Below are 18,066 nucleotides of genomic sequence, written 5' to 3' on the forward strand. Positions count from 1 at the left end.
TGTGTTCATCACGTCGTCATCGGGTTGAGGCGCTTGGCGATGCGGGTCATGGCCAGCACCACCGACACGGTGATGACGACCATGATCGTGGCGATGGTGGAGGCGCTGACCCAGTCGAAATTGACCATTGCGGCCTGGTACATCAGCGTGCCCATCATCATCTGACGCTCGCCGCCGAGGAGCTGGGGCGTGGCGTAAGAGGTGAAGGACCCGGTAAAGACAAGCACGGCGCCGACGATCAGGCCCGGCACGGCGAGCGGGAAGATGACCTGGCGGAAGGTTGCGACCGGAGTGGCGCCCAGCGAGGCGGAGGCCTGGATGACGTCGTCGGGGATGTTCTCGAGCACCCCGACCAGCGTCAGGATCATCAGCGGCGTGAACAGATAGACCATCGCCACGATGACCGACCCTTCCGTATAGAGCATCGACAGCGGTTCGCCGATGACGCCGATCCAGGTCAGGAAATTGTTCAAAATGCCGTTCTTGCCCAGAATGATCAGCCAGGCGAAGGAGCGCACGACCACGCCGGTCAGGAGCGGGAACACGGCGGCGATGATCAGGATGCTTTTCAGCCGGCCGGGCGCGCGCGAAACCACATAGGCGGTCAGGAAACCAAGCAAGAGCGAGATCGCCGTCGTTGCCAGCGAGACCTCGAGCGTGCGCCACAACACCGTGCGGCGGAAGCCGCTGTTGAAGAAATCGAGATAGGGCGCGACCGGCCCCGAGCCGTCGCCGAACGTGGTGGCGATCGTTAGGGTGACCGGCACGATGAGGAACAGCGCCACCAAGACGGTCGCGGGGAAGGCGAGTATCCAGCCGGCGAAACGTTTGGGCATGGTCGAAATTTCCGCGTTCTAGTAGAGCCGTCGCGGGCTGGGTGTGGACGCTGTCTGCCGTGGCACGCTGAGGGTTTGGAAAGGGAGGCGGTGCCGCCGCCGTCCCCATCCATGTCGCCGCATCCGCCGCGGGTTTTGACCCAAGGACGGGTGTGAGGCCGCCCTACATACCGAAGATTTCGTTCCAGCGGTCGATCCAGCCCCTCTTGGCGGCGTTCATCTTGGCGTAGTCGACACGCTTCAGATTATCGATCATCTCCGCGCCATAGGTCCACTGCTTAGCCTGTTCCGGCGTCAGTTCGACCGATTTCACCACCGGTGCGTCGACGCCGTTGGCGGCAAGCGTTTTCTGCAATTCGGGGTCGAGGATGAAATTGATGAATTCGTGCGCGAGCTCGACGTTTGCGGCGCCCTTGGGAATGTTGACCGTGTTCAGCGTTGCCACTGCGCCGTCCTCCAGGTCGGCCCACACCACGGTCGGCACGGCCGCCTGCAACTGCGCCAACGCGAAGTCCTGGGCGAGCGACACCGTCACCTCGCCGGTCGAGAACAGATTGATCATCTCTGAGCCGGTCTTGTAATTCTTGACCACGTTCGGCTTCAGCGCCTCGATCTCGGCGAAAGCCGGACCGTCGTCCTCGAAGGCGTCGGTGCCGGCCTTGTCGCCGGCCAGCATGACGACCATCGGGCCGGCCGTCGTGGTAATGCCGGGCAGCGAGATCTGACCCTTCAGGTCGTCGCGCCACAGATCGCTCCAGCGTGTGATCGCCGGCTCGACCTTGGCCGAATCGTAGACGATGCCCACGCGGCCGATCGAGTAGGCCGGGCCGTATTCGCCCTGCGGCGCCTGCGCCATCTCGTAGAGCCCGTCGATATTCGGGATTTTTGAGCGATCGATCGGCTGGAACAGGCCTTCCTCGATGCCGATCTGCGAATAGGAATCGGTGAAATAGGCGACGTCGACGCCGCCGCCGCTGCGGATCTTGATCTTGTTCAGCCGGTCGGCATTGTTGCCGGTCTCGAAGACCAGCTCGCAGCCGCACTGTTTCTGGAACGGCTGGACGATGTACTCGTTGAGCTTGTCGCCGTTGAAGCCCCACCAGGAAATCGTCAGCGTCTTGGACTGCGCCACTGCCGGGCCTGCCGCCAGCATGGCCGCCGCACAGGCGGCGCCGGCGAGGATGCGCGAATAGGTGCCGATCATGTCTTGCCCTCTGTTTCGGTTTCGCCGCGGGAGGTCGACGGCGGCAAAAAAGACTATTTTTGCTTCCCGCGTGCGGCAAGGCAAAACCGTGTCCGGACCGGGTTTTCCAATTGGAAAACCGTCAGACGGCACAAAAAATCGAAAAAACAATCGCCATGGTGGCAGCCGGGCCGCGCGGCAACCGAAATCGCTCCCATCGTCGTTAGGGTTGCCGCTGGCGTCGGCCGCGCCGGCGGTCGGACGGGGAGGCGCCGCCGCGGTCGGCGCAAGCCCGGTCGTTGATGCTGCGCGGAGCGCGGCCGTTAAACTGCCCGGCCGAGAAGGGTGCCGTACCCAGACACCGAGGGTCGGCGTCCGGTCAGTTCCAGTGCTCCCCACAGCGTCACTGCATTGGCCGTCAGCACCGGCACGTTGAGCCTATCCTCGAGTGTTTCGATGAAATGCAGGCTGGGCATTGCGGTGTCGGGAATGAGCAGCGTGTCGGAACCGGACGAAAACGCTTCGACGGCCTTTTCGACGATCGTCTCGGTGGGGAGGGCGGGAACATCCCAACCGGTAGGGATGTCGAGACAGGTGAGTGCGTCGACCGACAGTCCGGCCTCGCCAAGAAACGAGCAGAACGCGCGCGCGGTGGGCTCTGGATAGGTGGCCAGAACGCTGGCTTTGCGCAGGCCGAGACCGCGCATGGCGTCCACGAAGGATAGGGACGTGCTGGTCGCCGGCGCCTCCACCGCCTGGCCGATCGCCTCGGCCTGGCGGGCGGCGAACGCGCTTCCCGACATGAAGCTGCCGCTGGTGCAGGCCCAGGTGATGGCGTCGAGATCGAAGCCGCGCAGGCGTTGGGCAGCCTCGGTGATCCAGGCGAGTTGACCCGTCTCGCGCAAGGCGTCCAGATCGTGGTCGTTGCCGTGCGCGCCGCCAATCCGCGAGATGGTGAAATAGAGCTTCACGCCCGCGTCGGCCGCCTGCTCGAACGCGTAGTAGTCGGCCTCGGGGCCGCCGCTGGGGATGATCATCCCGATCCGCACGCACTCATTCATCCGTATGTCCTCCGAAGGCCGGGGTCGGCCGGTTGGTTGCTCCGTGCGCCGGAGCTGCGTTCGGGTTCCAAAAGGGACCCATTTTACGCCCTGTCTTTGGCGCGGTCCGCGCGCCGCCAAGGCCGGGTTTCGAAGCTCTCTTGACGGGGAGCGGGTTTACAGCTACATTTAACGTTAAATAAGACCTCAATCAAGGCTAAATACCTGATCGTGAACGGGAGGCATGATGTTCGCACTGGAGGAGCAGGTCGAGGAGAAGCGCTCGCCTTGGGGCTTGGTTGCCGTCATGGCCACGCTCGCGCTGATCGGCGTCGCTGCCTGGAAATACGTCAATTGGCAGCTTCTCGCCTCACTGGATTTTTCGGTGGTGTGGGACTACCGGCTTGCGCTCGCCAAGGGGCTGATGGTGACGCTTTACCTGACCGCCATCGCCGGCCTGTGCGGCCTTACGGCGGGCACCGTGCTCGCCGCGCTGTCGCAATCGCGGCTGGCGCTGGTGCGCTGGGTCGTCGTTGCCTATGTCGAATTGTTTCGCAATACGCCGATCCTGGTTCAACTGATCTGGATTCACTTCGCGCTGCCGGTCTTTACCGGCTGGAACACGACGGCGTTGCAAAGCGGAACGATCGCGATCGCCCTGCAGGCCAGCGCCTATTTCTCCGAGATCGTGCGGGGCGGCATCGAATCCGTCCCCAAGGGGCAGTGGGAGGCCGCCTACGCCCTGGGGCTGCCGGCACGCACGACGTGGGGGCGGGTGATCCTGCCGCCGGCCCTGAAGTCCATGATCCCGGCGCTGGTCAATCTCACGATCAGCTTCTTCAAGGCGACCTCCATCCTGTCGGTGTTGCAGGTCAGCGAACTGATGACGATCACCAACAGGATCAGCAATGCGGTCTACAAGCCGATCGAGCTGTTTACCGCGGCTGCCGTGATCTATTTCGTTCTCGGCTACATCCTGAGCCAACTCACCCTGCGTCTCGAACGCGCGGCGAAATGAGCGGAGGGTGTGATGAATTTTGAAATCCAGCACCTGGTAAACAACTACCCTCTCATCCTGCAGGGCTTGCTCGTGACGCTGCGCATTTGCGCCGTGTCTCTCGCGATCGGTACGGTCCTGGGGCTTGTCGCCTGTTTCATGAAGCTGGAAGGCCGGGGCTGGCCGTATCGGTTTGCCGTCGCCTATATCGATTTCTTCCGCACCATTCCTGAAGTCGTCCTGATCTTCTGGGTCTATTCCTGCCTGCCGCTGCTGTTTTCCTTTCGCCTGACGGCGGAAGCCAGCGGCATCCTGGCGCTCAGCCTGTTCGCGTCGGCCTATCTGGCTGAGATATTCCGCGCCGGCATCAATTCCGCTAGTCGCGGGCAGGTGCAGGCCGCCTTGGCGCTCGGCATTCCGGTCCGAGTCATCTGGATGCGCATCATCATGCCGCCGGCCATTCGCCGCATGATGCCGGCGCTGGTCAGCTTTCTCTCCGAACTGATCAAGGCAACCAGCCTGCTTTCGGCGATCGGCGTTGCGGAAATGGCCTACCAGGCGTCGGTCCTGGGCTCCAAGACCTTCGCTTATGTCGAATTTCTGTCCGCGATCGCGGTTTTGTACTTCGTGACGATTTTCCCGCTGAGCCTTTATGTGCGCCGCGCCAACCAGAAACTCGCGGGCAAGGCGGGACACTAATGATGGAAGGAAGCCGAGTGGAAACCAGCAGCGCCGCGGCCGAAACGCCCGTCGTCATCAGCGTCGAGAACATCCGCAAGAGCTACGGCTCGTTCGAGGTCCTGCGCGGGATTTCGACGGAAATCCGCGAGAAGGACGTGACCTGCATCGTCGGCCCCTCCGGCGGCGGCAAATCGACCTTCATTCGCACCTTGAACGGTCTGGAGCCGATCAACGAGGGCCGCATCCGGATCCTGGACTACACGCTTCCGGGCCGACGTAAGGAGACCGAGCAGTTGCGCCGTTCCGTCGGCATGGTGTTTCAGAGCTTCAATCTGTTCATGCATTTGACGGTGCGCGAAAACATCACGCTCGGTCCGACCGCGGCGCTGAAGGTTTCGCGCGACGAAGCCAACGCGCGGGCCGAAAGACTGCTCGACCGGGTGGGGATCGGCAATCAGGTCGACAAATATCCCGGCCAGCTCTCCGGCGGCCAGCAACAGCGCGTCGCCATCGCCCGGGCCCTGGCGATGGAGCCGAAAATCATGCTCTTCGACGAGCCGACCTCGGCGCTCGACCCCGAAATGGTCAAGGAGGTGCTCGAGGTGATCCGCGACCTGGCCGCCAGCGGCATGACCATGCTCGTCGTGACCCACGAAATGGGATTCGCGCGTGAAGTCGCCCACCGGGTCTTTTTCATGGCCGACGGCGTCCTGTCCGTCGACGCCGATCCAGAAACGTTTTTCGCCTCTCCCAAGGATGAGCGGCACGCGGCCTTTCTGTCGAAGGTTCTTTAGCCGGGCGCCGCCTACGGGCGGTTCCGGCGATTGTGGACGTCAAACATATCAGCTCACGGTAAAAGGGAGAAAACACCATGAGACAGACCTTTAGCCTCGTCACGGCGGCGGCAGCGGCGTTGCTTTGCGCAACCGCCGCCTTCGCCGCGGACGACAAGATCCAGAAGATCGTCGACAACGGCACCTTGCGCGTGTGTCATGCCGAAGCGGCACCCTGGGGCGTCAAGGATCCGGCGAGCGGCGAATGGGTCGGCTCCGACATTCGCGCCGCCGCCCATCTCGCCGAGACGATGGGTGTCGGGATCGAGCATGTCGATGCGACCTGGGCCACGCTGATCCCGTCGCTGGAAGCCGACAAATGCGATATCGCGATGGCGCCCATCTTCCGTTCGGCCGAACGCGCGATGCGCGTGCTGTTCACCGAACCGACCGGTTACGAAACCATGGGCGTGGCCGTACGCGGCGATTCCGGCATTGCGAGCTATGCCGACCTGGATCAGGCCGACAAGACGGTGGCGGTGATCTCCGGTTCGGCCGACGAAGCCTTTGCGAGCCGGTTTTTCAAGAACGCCAAGATCCAGGCGCTGGTGACCGACAAGATTTCCACATTGGGAATCGAGGCAGCCAGCCGTCGCGTCGATGCTTTCCTGACCGACACGTCCACGCTGCGCTCGGTCGTCGGCGCCAATGAGGCGATGAACCTGACCATTATCGAGCCCGACAATCCGCTCAATCCGCAAGGATATTCCTACGCCCTGCCGATGGGCGAATACGGCTTCCAGCAATTGGTGAACATCTGGCAGATCAACACCGACCAGCAGGGCCTGAAGCAGAAATGGCACGACGAATTCGCCCAGTGAGCGCGTCGACGTCCTGAAAGCCGGATGGCCCGACTGGCTCGCCGCTGGCAGGTCGGGCCATCCCCTCGAAACCGCATAATATGAGAGATTTTACCAATGAGGCTGCTGCGCTTTGGCCCGCAGGGCGAGGAACGCCCCGGACTGCTCGACAATGACGGCCAACTTCGCGACCTGTCCGGGGTCGTCGCCGACATTGCCGGCGAAACCCTGTTGCCCGACACGCTGGCCCGGATAGCTGAGATCGCCGACGGCGGGGCACTGCCGGTGGTCGCGGGCAATCCGCGGTTGGGGCCCTGTGTCGGTGGGGTGGGCAAGATGGTGTGCATCGGCTTGAACTATTCCGACCATGCCGCCGAATCCGGCATGGCCATTCCCGACGAGCCGATCCTGTTCATGAAGGCGACCAGCGCCATTGTCGGTCCGAACGACGATGTCGTGCTGCCCCAGGGCTCGCTCAAATCCGACTGGGAGGTCGAGCTCGGCGTGGTGATCGGCCGTCCGGCCAAATCGGTGCCGCTGCAAAGCGCGCTTGACCACGTCGCCGGCTATTGCGTCGTTAACGATCTGTCCGAGCGCGCCTTCCAGATCGAGCGCGGCGGACAATGGGTCAAGGGCAAGAGTGCCGACACGTTCGGTCCGCTCGGCCCCTGGTTGGTGACCGCAGACGAGGTCGGCGATCCCCAGGCTCTGCCGATGTGGCTCGAACTGAACGGCGAACGGGTTCAGGACGGCAGCACCGCGACGATGATTTTCGGCGTGGCCGAACTGGTCAGCTATGTCAGCCAGTTCATGAGCTTGCAGCCGGGCGATGTCATTTCCACCGGCACGCCGCCGGGCGTCGGCCTCGGGATGACGCCGCAACGCTTCCTGCGCGGCGGCGACGTGATGCGGCTGGGCATCGAGGGGCTCGGCGAACAGCGACAGCGTGTCACGGCCTGACCGTCGCGACATTGTTCAACCAACACACACAGGATCGAGAACCGTGATTACACGTTATCCTTTGGAAACCCCTTTGCCCATTTCCGGCGCCGTGCGGGCCGGTGACTTCGTCTTCGCCTCGGGGCAGGCCGCCCTCGACAAGGACGGTTACGTGCTGGACGGAGGCATCGTCCCGCAGACGCGTTTGACGCTCGATCGTCTGCTGGCGTCGCTGAAGGATGCCGGGTGCACGGCCGAAGACATCGTCAAGGTCACGGTCTGGCTCGACGACGCACGCGATTTCGGCGCTTTCAACAAGGTCTACGCTGAATATTTCAAGGATGCGCCGCCGGCGCGCTCGACGTTGGTTTCCCCGTTGGTCGTGGACGCCAAGGTCGAGATCGAGGCGATCGCCTACAAGCCGCTTTGAGCGCCGCCCGGTATCGCCGGGTGGAAAAGGCCACGTCGACGGCGTCGTTCGCCGCGCGCGTTCTGCCGCCGCCGCTGGCGGACGCCGGAGTTTTCGGGCCTTTCCGTCTCGGGCCGGTCGACTTCCTGGTGCTGGGTTTTGGTGCGAACTGCTTGACTATACGTACATTTATCGTTAAAGTTACAAGCTAGATGAAGATGTCGCGATTTTACGGGGATCACATATGACAATCACGGGTAGCGATCGTCCGACGCATGTGCGCATCGGTCTTTCCGGAGTGGATTTGTCCATCCGGCTCAGGCTGCGCTGGGACTCTGCGCCGGCGACCTGCAAGGCCGTGCTCGACCTGCTGCCAGTCCGGCATCAGGTATGGCACGCCAAATACGCCAACAACGAAATCTATACGCTGTGCAAGATGCCGGACCCCGTTCCGGCCGCCGAAAGCCTGTCGGTATATCCCTCGCGCGGCGACCTGGTGTACTTGCCGCTTCCGCAAGGCGTGCCTCTGCCACCGGGGATCCCGGGCGTCGCCGACGGCGAGCTGGCGCTCGACCTGGCCTATTTCTACGAATCCGGAAACAGTCTTCTGTCGGGGCCGCACGGACCGATTCCCGGCACGATCATCGCCACGGCCGAAAAGCTTGACGACATCGACGCCATGGCCGCCGCGTGCCGGGACGTGTGGTTCAAGGGCGCCGCCGGCAGGCAGATGTGGATCGAGGCCGGGTGACCGGTCCGCAGGAGAGGGCGTGAAGGCGCTGTCATGAGCAAGAAGAAGCTGACCATGAAGGAGATCGCGGCGGCCGTGGACGTCTCGGTGATGACCGTGTCCAACGTCATCAACGGTCGCGATCACTTGGTCGGTGAGGAAACCAGGCGGCGTGTCAAGGCGGCGATCGACGAACTCGGCTACCGGCCAAGCGCCACCGCGCGCGCCCTGCGGTCCTCGCGTATGTTCTCGATCGGCTTCATCGTGCTTTACGACGAGCGCAAATTCCTTGGCGATCCGTTCATTGCCGCGCTGGCGGACGGATTGTGCGCCCAGTTGGCGGAGCAGGGCTATTCGCTGACCATACAGGGCGTGTTCACGGACGAACTGAGCGAAGCCAAGGCGTTTCGCCGCATGGAGACCGACGGGCTGTGCCTGCTTTTGTCGGGCAGCCAGCCGACGAAATACAATCTGCGCGAACTTCTGAAGAGCCTGCGTCAGCCAATCGTTCTGTTCCAGGAGGGCGTCCAGCGCGCCGAGCCGGACATCTGTTCGATCCGCCAGGACGATCGCGGCGGCGGCCGCCTGCTGGCCGAACACGTGGTCTCGCGCGGTGCCCGGTCGGTGCTGGTGGTCGTACCGCAGGTCGAGTGGCCGGCGATCAGCGAGCGTGTCGGCGGCGTCAGGGAAGCGCTCCATTCGAGACCGGACGTGGAGATGCGCGTGCTGGTGTCGGAAAGCGAAAAGGACGCCGACGTGCAGGTGGCGCTGGCCAATTACCTCGACCAGGGCGGCAAGCCGAACGCCATTCTGGCCGCAAACGACCAGATGGCGATAGCTGCCCACACCGTGCTGGAACAGCGCGGCCTGACACTGCCGGATCAGATCATGCTGACCGGGTTCAACCGGTTCAATTTCTGGCGCTATTTCTCTCCCAAGGTGACGACCGTCATCTCTCCTGCCGAGCAACTGGGCCGCACGGCCGCGACCGCATTGACCCGCCGCATCGACGACGGCGAGTTCGAGGACCGCGACATCGTGCTGCCGGTGGAGCTGGTTCAGGGCCAAACAACCTAAACACGCGCCGTATTGCGGTTCGACCGCGCGGCTTAGATCGAAAGGCTGGTGAAAACTGTGTCGAGAACGAATTTCAAGGGTGTCTACCCGATGGCCTACACCTTCTTCGACGAGGATGGTGAGCTCGACCTTGCCGCGCTGCGCGCGCAGATCGAGGCCCTGATCGGCTGGAACGCGGACGGGATCACCATCTTGGGACTGGCCGGCGAGGTGCACAAACTTTCGGCCGGCGAGCGCGCGCGTGTTGTCGAATGCGCAGGCGAGACGATCGCCGGGCGCGTACCGCTGGCCGTGACGGTTGCCGAGCGGACGGCACGCGACCAGATCGCGTTCGGTCGGCTGGCCAAGCAGTGCGGGGCAAGTTGGCTGATCTTGCAGCCGGCAGCTGTGCGCGATGTTTCCGAAACCGAGCATATGCGGTTTTTCGGTACGGTCGCCGACGGCATCGACCTGCCGCTTGGCATCCAGATCGCGCCGGAATATCTCGGGCAGGGCTTTTCGGTCGCGAGCCTTGTCGAAATGCAGGCCCAGCACCCGAATCTAACGATGATGAAGACGGAAATGTCGGCACTGGGTGTCGGCGATTTCATCACCCGCACCGAGGGGGCGTTCGACGTCTTCAACGGTCAGGCCGGCGTCGGCATGATCGACTGCATCGAGGCCGGCTGCGCCGGTTTCATCCCCGGAGCCGAGACCGGCGACATCTCTTCGCGAATCTACCGTCTCTACATGTCGGGTAACGAAGGCGACAAGGCGCGCGCCGTCGCGCTTTACAAGCAGGTGCTGCCACTGTGGCACATGATCATGGAATCGATCGATACGCTGCTGGTCTACGGCAAGCCCCTGATCGCGGAGCGTGTAAGCGCGTTGAGTGGAAAAAGCCGTGCGCCGCACAGCATGGCAAGCGCTTTCGGGCGCGAACGGGTCCGTGCCTGGGCGCAGACCGTGCTGGCACAAGCGGGACAAGCGGCATGACTACCAAGCGCCCCCTCTACGACTGCCACGTCAATGTATGGGACCCCGAGCAGTATCTGCCGGTCTACCACGAGCAGTTGGCTCGCGTGCGGCCGGGCGGCCTTCCGCCGGCCAGCGACGCCGATACGCTGGCGCGCGAACTGGCGCGTTTCGAGCGCGTCATCGTGTTCAGTCCGCAATATGGCGACAGTATCGGCATCCAGGGCGCGGAGGAAACCACCGCCGCCGCGGTCGCGAAATATCCCGAAAAATTTGTCGGTTTCGCCTATGTCGATCCGCGCCGCCCGGACTATATGGAACGGCTCCGGCACTCGGTCGAGCAGCTCAAGTTCAAGGGGGTCAAGTTCGGCCCGATCTACAACGGCGTCGGGCTCGACGACCCGCGCATGCAGCCGGTCTATGCATATTGCCAGGCCAATGACGTGCCGCTGACGCTGCACATGGGCACGACCTTTCCGCCGAAATCCCGTATCGAGTTCGGGCGCCCGCTGCATGTCGACCCTGTCGCGCTCGCCTATCCCGACCTCAAGATCATCATGGCGCATATGGGCCATCCCTGGACGGCCGAGGCGGCGGTGATCGTACGCAAGAACCCGAACGTCTACGGCGAAATCACCGGCCTGTGCTACAGGCCGTGGATTCTGCAGAAATGCCTGGCCGAGATCCAAGACTATTCGATCGCCGACAAGGTGTTTTTTGGCACGGATTTCCCGTTCTCGACCTTCGACGAGGCGGTCGACGGGCTGTTGGTCTGTTCGCAGGATCACGACAGCCCGCGCGTGCCGCCAGTCAGTGCCGAGGTCATCGACACGATCCTGTACAGCAACCCGTTCGAAAAATGGTGGCACGCCCCCATTTGAACCCGTCGCGGACGAGCCTTGCCGCACAAGTATTTATGGAGATGACGATGGTCGAATACGACTTCACCGGACAGAGCGTGGTCATCACCGGCGGGGCCGGTGGCATCGGGCTCGAACTCGCGCGGCGCTTCCACGCCGCCGGCGCGTGGGTCTGTCTGTGGGACAACAACCACGAGCGCGTGCACCGGGCGGCCGAGGGGATCGGGACAGACAGGGTCAGCGCGTCGGCGCTCGATATCACAGCCAAGCCTGAGATCGAGGCGGCCGTGGCGGGCCTGCTGGCGCAAACCGGACGTGTCGACGTTTTGGTTAATTCGGCCGGCATCACCGGTCCCAACGACACCGTCGCCCAATACGACGCCGACGCCTGGCGGCGGGTGATCGACGTCAATCTGAACGGCACGTTTCTGTGCTGCCAGGCGGTTTTGCCGGCCATGCAGAAGGCCGATTACGGCCGGATTGTCAACATCGCCTCGATTGCCGGCAAGGAAGGCAATCCCAACGCGGCCGCCTACAGCGCCTCGAAGGCCGGCGTTCTGGGCCTGACCAAGTCACTCGGCAAGGAACTGGCCGGCACCGGGATACGCGTCAACGCCGTCACGCCGGCGGTCATCAAGACGGAAATCTTCGACCAGATGACGCAGCAGCACATCGACTACATGTTGTCGAAAGTGCCGATGGGCCGCTTCGGCACCGTCGAGGAAGCAGCCAAGATGTGTCTGTGGCTCTCCTCCGGCGACTGCTCCTTCAGCACCGGAGCGGTCTTCGACATCTCGGGCGGTCGCGCCACCTATTGAGTGGGGCTCCTCCTGGGGTGCCTGCCGCGCCTACACGGCCGGCATCTCTGCGAAATCCGCGAGCAGCGTTCCCAACCCGCTGACCGGCACGACCTGTCCGCCGGTGCGCATGCCGTGCCAGAGCGTGACCGCGTTGGCGCTGAGGACGGGAAGGCCGAGGCGTTTTTCCAGAGCGTCGATGACGCCGAGCGTGGGAAGCGCGGTGTCGGGAATCAGCAGGGCCTGGGTGCCGGGCGCCATTGCCTGTTCGGCCGCGCGCAGCAGCGCGTCGCCGTCGAAGCCGGACGATATCCAGCCGCTGTCGAAACCGAGGCTGCGGCTGTTTTCGACCGTGATGCCGTATTCGGCCAGAAACGATGTGAAGAACGCCACCGTGTCCTGGGGATAGGTGGCAAGCAGGCTGACCTTGCGCGCCGACAGGGCGTGCGCGGCGGCCGCGAAGGCGAGCGAGGTGCTGGTCGCCGGCACACCGGTCGCCGCCGCAATGCCGCGTGCCTGTTCCTCGGCGAAACGCCGGCCGTTGATGAAGCTGCCGCTGGTGCAGGCCCAGACCACGGCGTCGAGCGGAACCTGCGACAAGCGATGCGCGGCCTGTACGATCCAGTCGACGCGCGCCGTCTCGCGCAGCGCGTCGGGATGGTGGTCGGCGCCTTCGACGGCGCCGTATCGCGCCTGCGCGAAATAGACCCGGACGGCCTCGCCGGTGCCGCGTTCGAAGCGGTAGAAATCGGCTTCGCAGCCGCCGCCGGGGAAGACCAGGCCGAGGCGCAGTTTTGTTTGCGTCATGGCCTCAGACCCTGTCGAGGCCAAGCGGCAGGGCGCTGAGCGCCGTGCAGCCGGTCTCGGTGACGACCACCGTGCGGCTTTGGCCGACGCCGAACACGCCGAGCTTGCGCAGCGTCATAGGAAAATGGAAGGTCATGCCGGCCTCGAGTGGGCGAGGGTTGTCGCGGGTAATCTGCATCGTGCCGCCGACGATCCAGGTCGGCGGAAAGCCGATGCCGACCGAATAGCCGTAGAAATCGTGGAACAGGATCCCGTCGCGGATGCGGTCGACGACGCGCGCGCCGGCCTCGGCGACCTCGCAGGCGGCCACGCCGGGCTTCATCGCCTGCATCATCGCCTCAATGGCTTCGGTGCCGACCGCCGCCACCTCCTCCACGAACGGGTCGCGCGGCGTCCCCAGCGCGGCCGTGCGCATCAGCGGCGCATGGTACCAATGGAGCGCCGGCGAACATTCCAGAAACACCGTGTCGCCGTTCTCCACGGTGGCGCCGATCTGGGCATGGTGGGGCACGCCGGATCGCGCGCCGACGGCGACCATCGGAAAGATCGAAAAGCCCTGTGTGCCGCCTGCGATCAGCGCGTCGGCCATCGCGCGGGTGATGTCGCGGTCGCTGGCGCCCGGCCGGATGGCGCCGAGCGCGGCGCGCATGGCCGCATCGGTGACGGTTTGCGCCTGGCGCATGACGTCGAGCTCAGCCGTAGATTTGACCGCGCGCACGTCTTCCACCAGGCCGCTGGCGTCGGCGATGCGAGCCCCGGACAAGGCTTCGACGATGGCTGCGTGGCGGGCAGGGCTCAGAAAGCCGCCCGCCGCCTCCAGGCCGATCCGCGCCTTGGCCAGGCCGTGCGTGGCGAGCGCTGCGGCGGTCGCGGCCACAGGTTCGGCGCCGTTGTCGAAATAGACCGCCTCGCAGGCGCTCGCGCTGGCGTTGAAGCGGCCCTGCTCGAATTGCCACAGCACCATGAACGGCAGGCCATCGAGCGGCAGCACGAGGCACTGGTAATCCCAGATATTGAGGGTGTGGTGGCCGCATAGATAGTAGATGTTCGACGGGTCGTGCAGCACGATCGCGTCGAGGTCTTGTGCGCGCATAGCGCTGCGAACGCGGTCGCGACGCCGCTCGAACTCCGCGGCCGAAAACACATCCTCACGGGTGACGCTCATGGTGTGGGGCTTTCCTGATTGAGGTCGATATCGGGGTCGAGTGGCCAGATCGGCCGTGGCACCTTGGTGTAGTGTTCGGCCCGCAGCCGCGCCGGACAGATGCCGGGTGTGTCGGCGACGAGCACGCGCCGTGCGATCGGGGCGAAGGCGGCGCGCCAGGCGATCGCCGATTTGACCACGATCACCGGCTGCGCTTCGGGGGCAAGGCCGACGGCGGTGAGAATGCCGGTGTCGAAGGGCATCGTGCGCCGGCTGGTCAGCACGACATGCAGGTCGCCGTGCGAGACGACCGCGCAGTCGCCCATCGCGGTGACGAAACCGGTCATGTAGCTGCTGGTATTGGTGAAGGAGGCCTGCCCGAGCCAGTTCACCTGGCCGCGCAGCCGCACCGGTCTGCCGTGCAGCGTATCGGCTTTCGCGCCGACGAGGCCGTCGAAGGCGCCGCCGAGGCCGGCGGTCCCCGCCACCGCGACCGCCTCGGGATCGGTGATCACCACGGCGCCGCCGATACCGGCGGCAAGCAGCGTCTCGAGCAAGGCGGTGCCGTCGCCGGCGCTGCCGCCGCCGACATTGTCCGAGGGGTCGACGACGATGGTCGGGCCCCGACCGTCGGCGGCCAGGGCGGCGGGCAGCGCGGAAAGCTCGACCAGTTTTGGCAGCAGGGTCGCGCGTTCTTCCCACACCGCATGCGCCAGCCGGTCGGCGGCGCGCTGCGCCGCTTCGCCGCCATAGGCCAAAACGGTCGCGCCCAGATTGGGACTGTCTGCATAGGCAAAGCCCATGGCGAGCGAGGCGCTGACCACGCCCGGCGTCGCCAGCGCGTCGGCAAACGCGCGCATGGCGCCGGCCATGCCGGCATCGCCGGTCGCCTGAACCAGGGGCACCGTGATCAGCGGCAGCTTGCGCATCACGCCCGGCGGCGGCCCGTCGGGCGCCAGCGTGACGCGTGCCGCTTCCCGGCCTCGATCGGCCATGTCGGTATGGGGGTAGGTGCGGTAGACGGAGATGAAGCTTGCCGCGTTGAACAGTTCGGAGCCGATATTGGCATGATAGTCGAGCGTGACGCCGATCGGCACGTCTTGGCCGACGGCCGCGCGCACGGCGGCGACGAAGGCGCTGTCGGGGTCGTCGATGCCTTCGACGACGGCCGCGCCGTGCAGCGAAAGCAGGACCGCGTCGACCGACCCTGCCTCGGCCAGCAGGGCGAGCGAACGGCCGAGGAGTTGCTCGTAGCAGGCGCGCTCGATCGGGCCCGACGGCACCGCGGCGGCAAACAGAAGCGGCACCGTTTCGTGCCCGCCCTCGGCCGCCCCGTCGAGCATGCCGCCGATTTCGCTGTTGGTGCCGGCGAAAGTCCGCACCAGGGCAGCGCCCTCGGCATATTGATAGGCCTGAAAATCCGTCAGGCGCGTGACGGTGCGCGCGCGGGTGTTCGTCTCATGATAAAAACCGCCGATCGCGACACGCATTGCTGAGCCTCTCCTCAGCGCGGGGCGTTGACGGCGTCGGCCGGACGGTACCCGAGGCGGCGCGAGATCGCCGCCGCCATGGCGCGCAGCGTCGGCACGGTCGCGGCTATTTTCGCGTCCGTCATCCGCACCGCCGGCCCCGACACGCTGATCGCGGCAATGGTCCGGCCCTCGGAATTGACGATGCCGGCGGCGACGCAGCGAACGCCCTCGAAATGTTCCTCGTCGTCGAGCGCCCAGCCGCGCCCGGCCGTTTCCTCCAGCACGGCCTCCAGCGCCTCGCGCGTCATGACCCGGTTGCCGGCCCCCGGCTCCAGAGCGAGGTGGGCGACCAGGTCGGCGCGTTCGTGGGTCGGCTTGGAGGCAAGCATAATCTTGCCAAGGGCGGTGCAGTGGGCGGGTTCGCGGGTGCCGAGTTCGCCGGCCATGCGCAGCGGCTGCGGCGAATCGATCCGGTTGATGACGACAACCTCCGCGCCGTCGAGAACGCCCAGGAAAATGGTCTCGCCGGTCGCGTCGACCAGGTCGCGCAGATAGGATTCGGCGACGCCGTGAAGATTGATGCTGCGACTGTGGTCGGCGGCGATTTTCAGAGCCCGCGGCCCCAGATGGTAGCGCGCCGTGTCGGGGTCCTGGTCCAGCATGTCGCTGGCCTGCAGCGAGGCGACCACCCGGCTTGCGGTCGCCGGCGTCAGGCGCAGGATGCGGGCCAGTTCACGCACGCCAACCCCCTGGCGCGACTGAGCGATGAACTCCAGCGCGTCCATGGCGTTCAAGATCGCCCGGATCGGGGCATCCTCGGCCTGCAGGTCTCGGGACATCATCACACTCCTGAAGCAATGCGGTCGTCGGGTTGGGCCAGGCGACCGGGTGTTTTCGCGCCGCACGGCGGCGGCGCTGACCACCTTAGCGATAAAAAACGCAAAAAGGACTCGACATGTCAATGAAAAACTGGAACGCTGTACCGGAAATAACGGATCATCGTTTTGATATAAAGCCGTGACAGGCGGGCAGGCAAGGGCATGGGCCTTTTCGGAGAGCTGATCGAAGCATCGGGCGGACGTTGGATACGCGGCGGCTTGACTGCGGGCCTCGTGGGGTTGATCGCGCTCGCCCTGGTCAATCTCAACTGGAGGATCGTCGGCGGGCTCGACTTCGCCGTTCTGTGGCAATATCGCGGCGCGCTGGCCGAGGGGCTGGTGATGACCCTGGTTCTGACAGCGGCCGCCGCAGCCTGCGGTATGTTTTTCGGCACCATTCTGGCCGTCTTGACGCAAGTGCCCTTGGCGGCGGCGCGCTGGTTCGCCATCGGTTATGTCGAGCTTTTCCGCAATACGCCGATTCTGGTCCAGGTGCTGTGGATCCACTTCGCCCTGCCGCTGGTTTCCGGCATCAACACCAGTGCGATCGTCAGCGGTGTCATTGCCATCGTACTGCAGGCCAGCGCCTATTTTGGCGAGATCGTACGGGGCGGCATCCGGGCCGTTCCCGCAGGTTATGGCGAGGCGTCCGACGCGCTCGGCATCCCGGTTTATACGCGCTGGCGGCGCGTCATCCTGCCCCCGGCCTTTCGGGTGATGATCCCGCCCTTCGTCAACATGACCATCAGCTTCTTCAAGGCCTCCGCCATCCTGACCGTGCTCCAGGTCGGCGAGCTGATGACAGTCTCCACGCGCATCGCCAACGCAATCTTCAAGCCGATCGAAATCCTGACGCTGGCCGCGCTGATCTATTTCTTGTTCGGCTACGCCATAAGCCAGTCGACGCATTGGCTCGAGCGTTCGCTCGCCCGCCGTGAGGGGCGCTGATCATGACATTCGACCTCAACGCGCTCGAAGCCGATTATCCGCTTGTCCTGCAGGGGCTGCTGGTCACGCTGCGCATCGTGTTTTACGCAATCCTGTTCGGGGCCGTCGGCAGTGTCGTGCTCTGCCTCGGCAAACTGTCGGGCCGTGGTCCCGGCTATCGGGTCGCGGTGTTCGTGATCGATTTTTTTCGCACCATTCCGGAAGTCGTGCTGATTTTCTGGGTCTATTCCTGTTTGCCGCTCCTGTTCGGGCTGCGCATGTCGGCAGAGGTCAGCGGTATCGTCGCGCTGTCGCTGTTCGTGGCCGCCAATGTCGCGGAGATCCTGCGCGCCGGGATCCTGTCGACCGAGAAGGGACAGTTGGAAGCCGCCTTTTCGCTCGGCCTGCCCGCACCCACGATCTGGCGGCGGGTCGTGTTGCCGCCGGCGGTTCGGCGGATGATGCCGAACTTCGTCAATTTTCTCACTGAATTGCTGAAGGCCTCGAGCCTGTTGTCGACGATCGGCGTCGCCGAGATCGTTTATCAGGCGACCGTATTGGGCAACGAGACCTTCGCCTATCTCGAATTCCTGACGGCGGTCGCGGTGCTGTTCTTCATGCTGATCTTCCCGCTCAGCCTTTACGTGCGCCGCGCCGAGACCAGACATTTCAAGAGGACGTCACGATGATCTCCATTCCTTG

20 protein-coding genes are annotated in these 18,066 nt (G+C 64.5%); 13 read left to right on the forward strand and 7 right to left on the reverse strand.

Going from position 1 to position 18,066, the window contains the following annotated elements; all coding sequences use genetic code 11:
* Positions 1-8: 8 nt before the first annotated feature.
* From EP380_RS05475 to EP380_RS05485, 3 genes are all read right to left on the reverse strand, one after another.
* Complete coding sequence (locus EP380_RS05475; RefSeq protein ID WP_127597230.1) at positions 9-836, reverse strand: ABC transporter permease; 828 nt, start codon at positions 834-836, stop codon at positions 9-11.
* 163 nt (positions 837-999) lie between these two features.
* Positions 1,000-2,040: an ABC transporter substrate-binding protein gene (locus EP380_RS05480; protein WP_127597232.1), complete on the reverse strand. Its 1,041-nt coding sequence runs from the start codon at positions 2,038-2,040 to the stop codon at positions 1,000-1,002.
* Between the two features lie 302 nt (positions 2,041-2,342).
* Positions 2,343-3,080, reverse strand: coding sequence for a maleate cis-trans isomerase family protein (locus EP380_RS05485; RefSeq protein WP_127597234.1), 738 nt, complete (start codon positions 3,078-3,080; stop codon positions 2,343-2,345).
* A gap of 223 nt (positions 3,081-3,303) precedes the next feature.
* On the opposite strand from EP380_RS05485, the gene EP380_RS05490 reads away from it, so the two are divergent.
* The 11 genes from EP380_RS05490 (at position 3,304) to EP380_RS05540 (ending at position 12,157) form a co-directional block, all read left to right on the forward strand.
* Entirely contained in the window at positions 3,304-4,077 is a 774-nt protein-coding gene (locus EP380_RS05490) for an amino acid ABC transporter permease (RefSeq protein WP_106569858.1), read from the forward strand.
* 12 nt (positions 4,078-4,089) lie between these two features.
* A complete protein-coding gene (locus EP380_RS05495) occupies positions 4,090-4,755 on the forward strand; it encodes an amino acid ABC transporter permease (RefSeq protein WP_106569857.1) in 666 nt (221 codons plus the stop codon).
* Between the two features lie 2 nt (positions 4,756-4,757).
* The gene (locus tag EP380_RS05500) at positions 4,758-5,531 is read left to right on the forward strand and encodes an amino acid ABC transporter ATP-binding protein (RefSeq protein ID WP_106569856.1); all 774 of its coding nucleotides are present in this window, start codon (positions 4,758-4,760) and stop codon (positions 5,529-5,531) included.
* Between the two features lie 77 nt (positions 5,532-5,608).
* Entirely contained in the window at positions 5,609-6,391 is a 783-nt protein-coding gene (locus EP380_RS05505; protein WP_127597236.1) for a substrate-binding periplasmic protein, read from the forward strand.
* A 96-nt stretch (positions 6,392-6,487) separates the two neighbouring features.
* A complete protein-coding gene (locus EP380_RS05510; RefSeq protein WP_106569854.1) occupies positions 6,488-7,330 on the forward strand; it encodes a fumarylacetoacetate hydrolase family protein in 843 nt (280 codons plus the stop codon).
* Positions 7,331-7,403: 73 nt separating this feature from the next.
* Positions 7,404-7,739: a RidA family protein gene (locus EP380_RS05515; protein ID WP_127597238.1), complete on the forward strand. Its 336-nt coding sequence runs from the start codon at positions 7,404-7,406 to the stop codon at positions 7,737-7,739.
* A gap of 223 nt (positions 7,740-7,962) precedes the next feature.
* Entirely contained in the window at positions 7,963-8,469 is a 507-nt protein-coding gene (locus EP380_RS05520) for a DUF3830 family protein (RefSeq protein WP_127597240.1), read from the forward strand.
* Positions 8,470-8,502: 33 nt separating this feature from the next.
* On the forward strand, positions 8,503-9,525 hold the full coding sequence (locus EP380_RS05525) for a LacI family DNA-binding transcriptional regulator (protein WP_106569851.1): 1,023 nt from the start codon (positions 8,503-8,505) through the stop codon (positions 9,523-9,525).
* Between the two features lie 57 nt (positions 9,526-9,582).
* Entirely contained in the window at positions 9,583-10,500 is a 918-nt protein-coding gene (locus EP380_RS05530; protein ID WP_127597242.1) for a dihydrodipicolinate synthase family protein, read from the forward strand.
* Positions 10,497-11,360, forward strand: coding sequence for an amidohydrolase family protein (locus EP380_RS05535; RefSeq protein ID WP_106569849.1), 864 nt, complete (start codon positions 10,497-10,499; stop codon positions 11,358-11,360). Before EP380_RS05530 ends, EP380_RS05535 begins: the two co-directional genes overlap by 4 nt.
* Before the next feature lie 47 nt (positions 11,361-11,407).
* Complete coding sequence (locus EP380_RS05540; protein ID WP_127597244.1) at positions 11,408-12,157, forward strand: SDR family NAD(P)-dependent oxidoreductase; 750 nt, start codon at positions 11,408-11,410, stop codon at positions 12,155-12,157.
* A 30-nt stretch (positions 12,158-12,187) separates the two neighbouring features.
* Here EP380_RS05540 and EP380_RS05545 read toward each other — a convergent pair whose 3' ends face one another.
* Genes EP380_RS05545 through EP380_RS05560 form a run of 4 tightly spaced genes read right to left on the reverse strand, consistent with a single transcriptional unit; the run spans position 12,188 to position 16,401 of the window.
* Complete coding sequence (locus EP380_RS05545; RefSeq protein ID WP_127597246.1) at positions 12,188-12,943, reverse strand: maleate cis-trans isomerase family protein; 756 nt, start codon at positions 12,941-12,943, stop codon at positions 12,188-12,190.
* Between the two features lie 4 nt (positions 12,944-12,947).
* Complete coding sequence (locus EP380_RS05550; protein WP_106569847.1) at positions 12,948-14,108, reverse strand: M24 family metallopeptidase; 1,161 nt, start codon at positions 14,106-14,108, stop codon at positions 12,948-12,950.
* Positions 14,105-15,577 (reverse strand): M81 family metallopeptidase, encoded by a 1,473-nt coding sequence (locus EP380_RS05555; protein ID WP_127597247.1) that lies wholly within the window; start codon positions 15,575-15,577, stop codon positions 14,105-14,107. The genes EP380_RS05550 and EP380_RS05555 overlap by 4 nt, the downstream gene beginning before the upstream one ends.
* Positions 15,578-15,591: 14 nt before the next feature.
* Complete coding sequence (locus tag EP380_RS05560) at positions 15,592-16,401, reverse strand: IclR family transcriptional regulator (protein WP_127597249.1); 810 nt, start codon at positions 16,399-16,401, stop codon at positions 15,592-15,594.
* A gap of 255 nt (positions 16,402-16,656) precedes the next feature.
* On the opposite strand from EP380_RS05560, the gene EP380_RS05565 reads away from it, so the two are divergent.
* Together EP380_RS05565 and EP380_RS05570 are read left to right on the forward strand one after the other, a co-directional pair.
* Positions 16,657-17,385, forward strand: a complete 729-nt coding sequence (locus EP380_RS05565) for an amino acid ABC transporter permease (protein ID WP_164749764.1) — start codon at positions 16,657-16,659, stop codon at positions 17,383-17,385.
* 2 nt (positions 17,386-17,387) lie between these two features.
* On the forward strand, positions 17,388-18,053 hold the full coding sequence (locus EP380_RS05570) for an amino acid ABC transporter permease (RefSeq protein ID WP_127597251.1): 666 nt from the start codon (positions 17,388-17,390) through the stop codon (positions 18,051-18,053).
* Positions 18,054-18,066: the final 13 nt, after the last annotated feature.

The organism is Nitratireductor alexandrii, assembly GCF_004000215.1.
GTDB classification, from domain to species: Bacteria; Pseudomonadota; Alphaproteobacteria; order Rhizobiales; family Rhizobiaceae; genus Mangrovimarina; species Mangrovimarina alexandrii.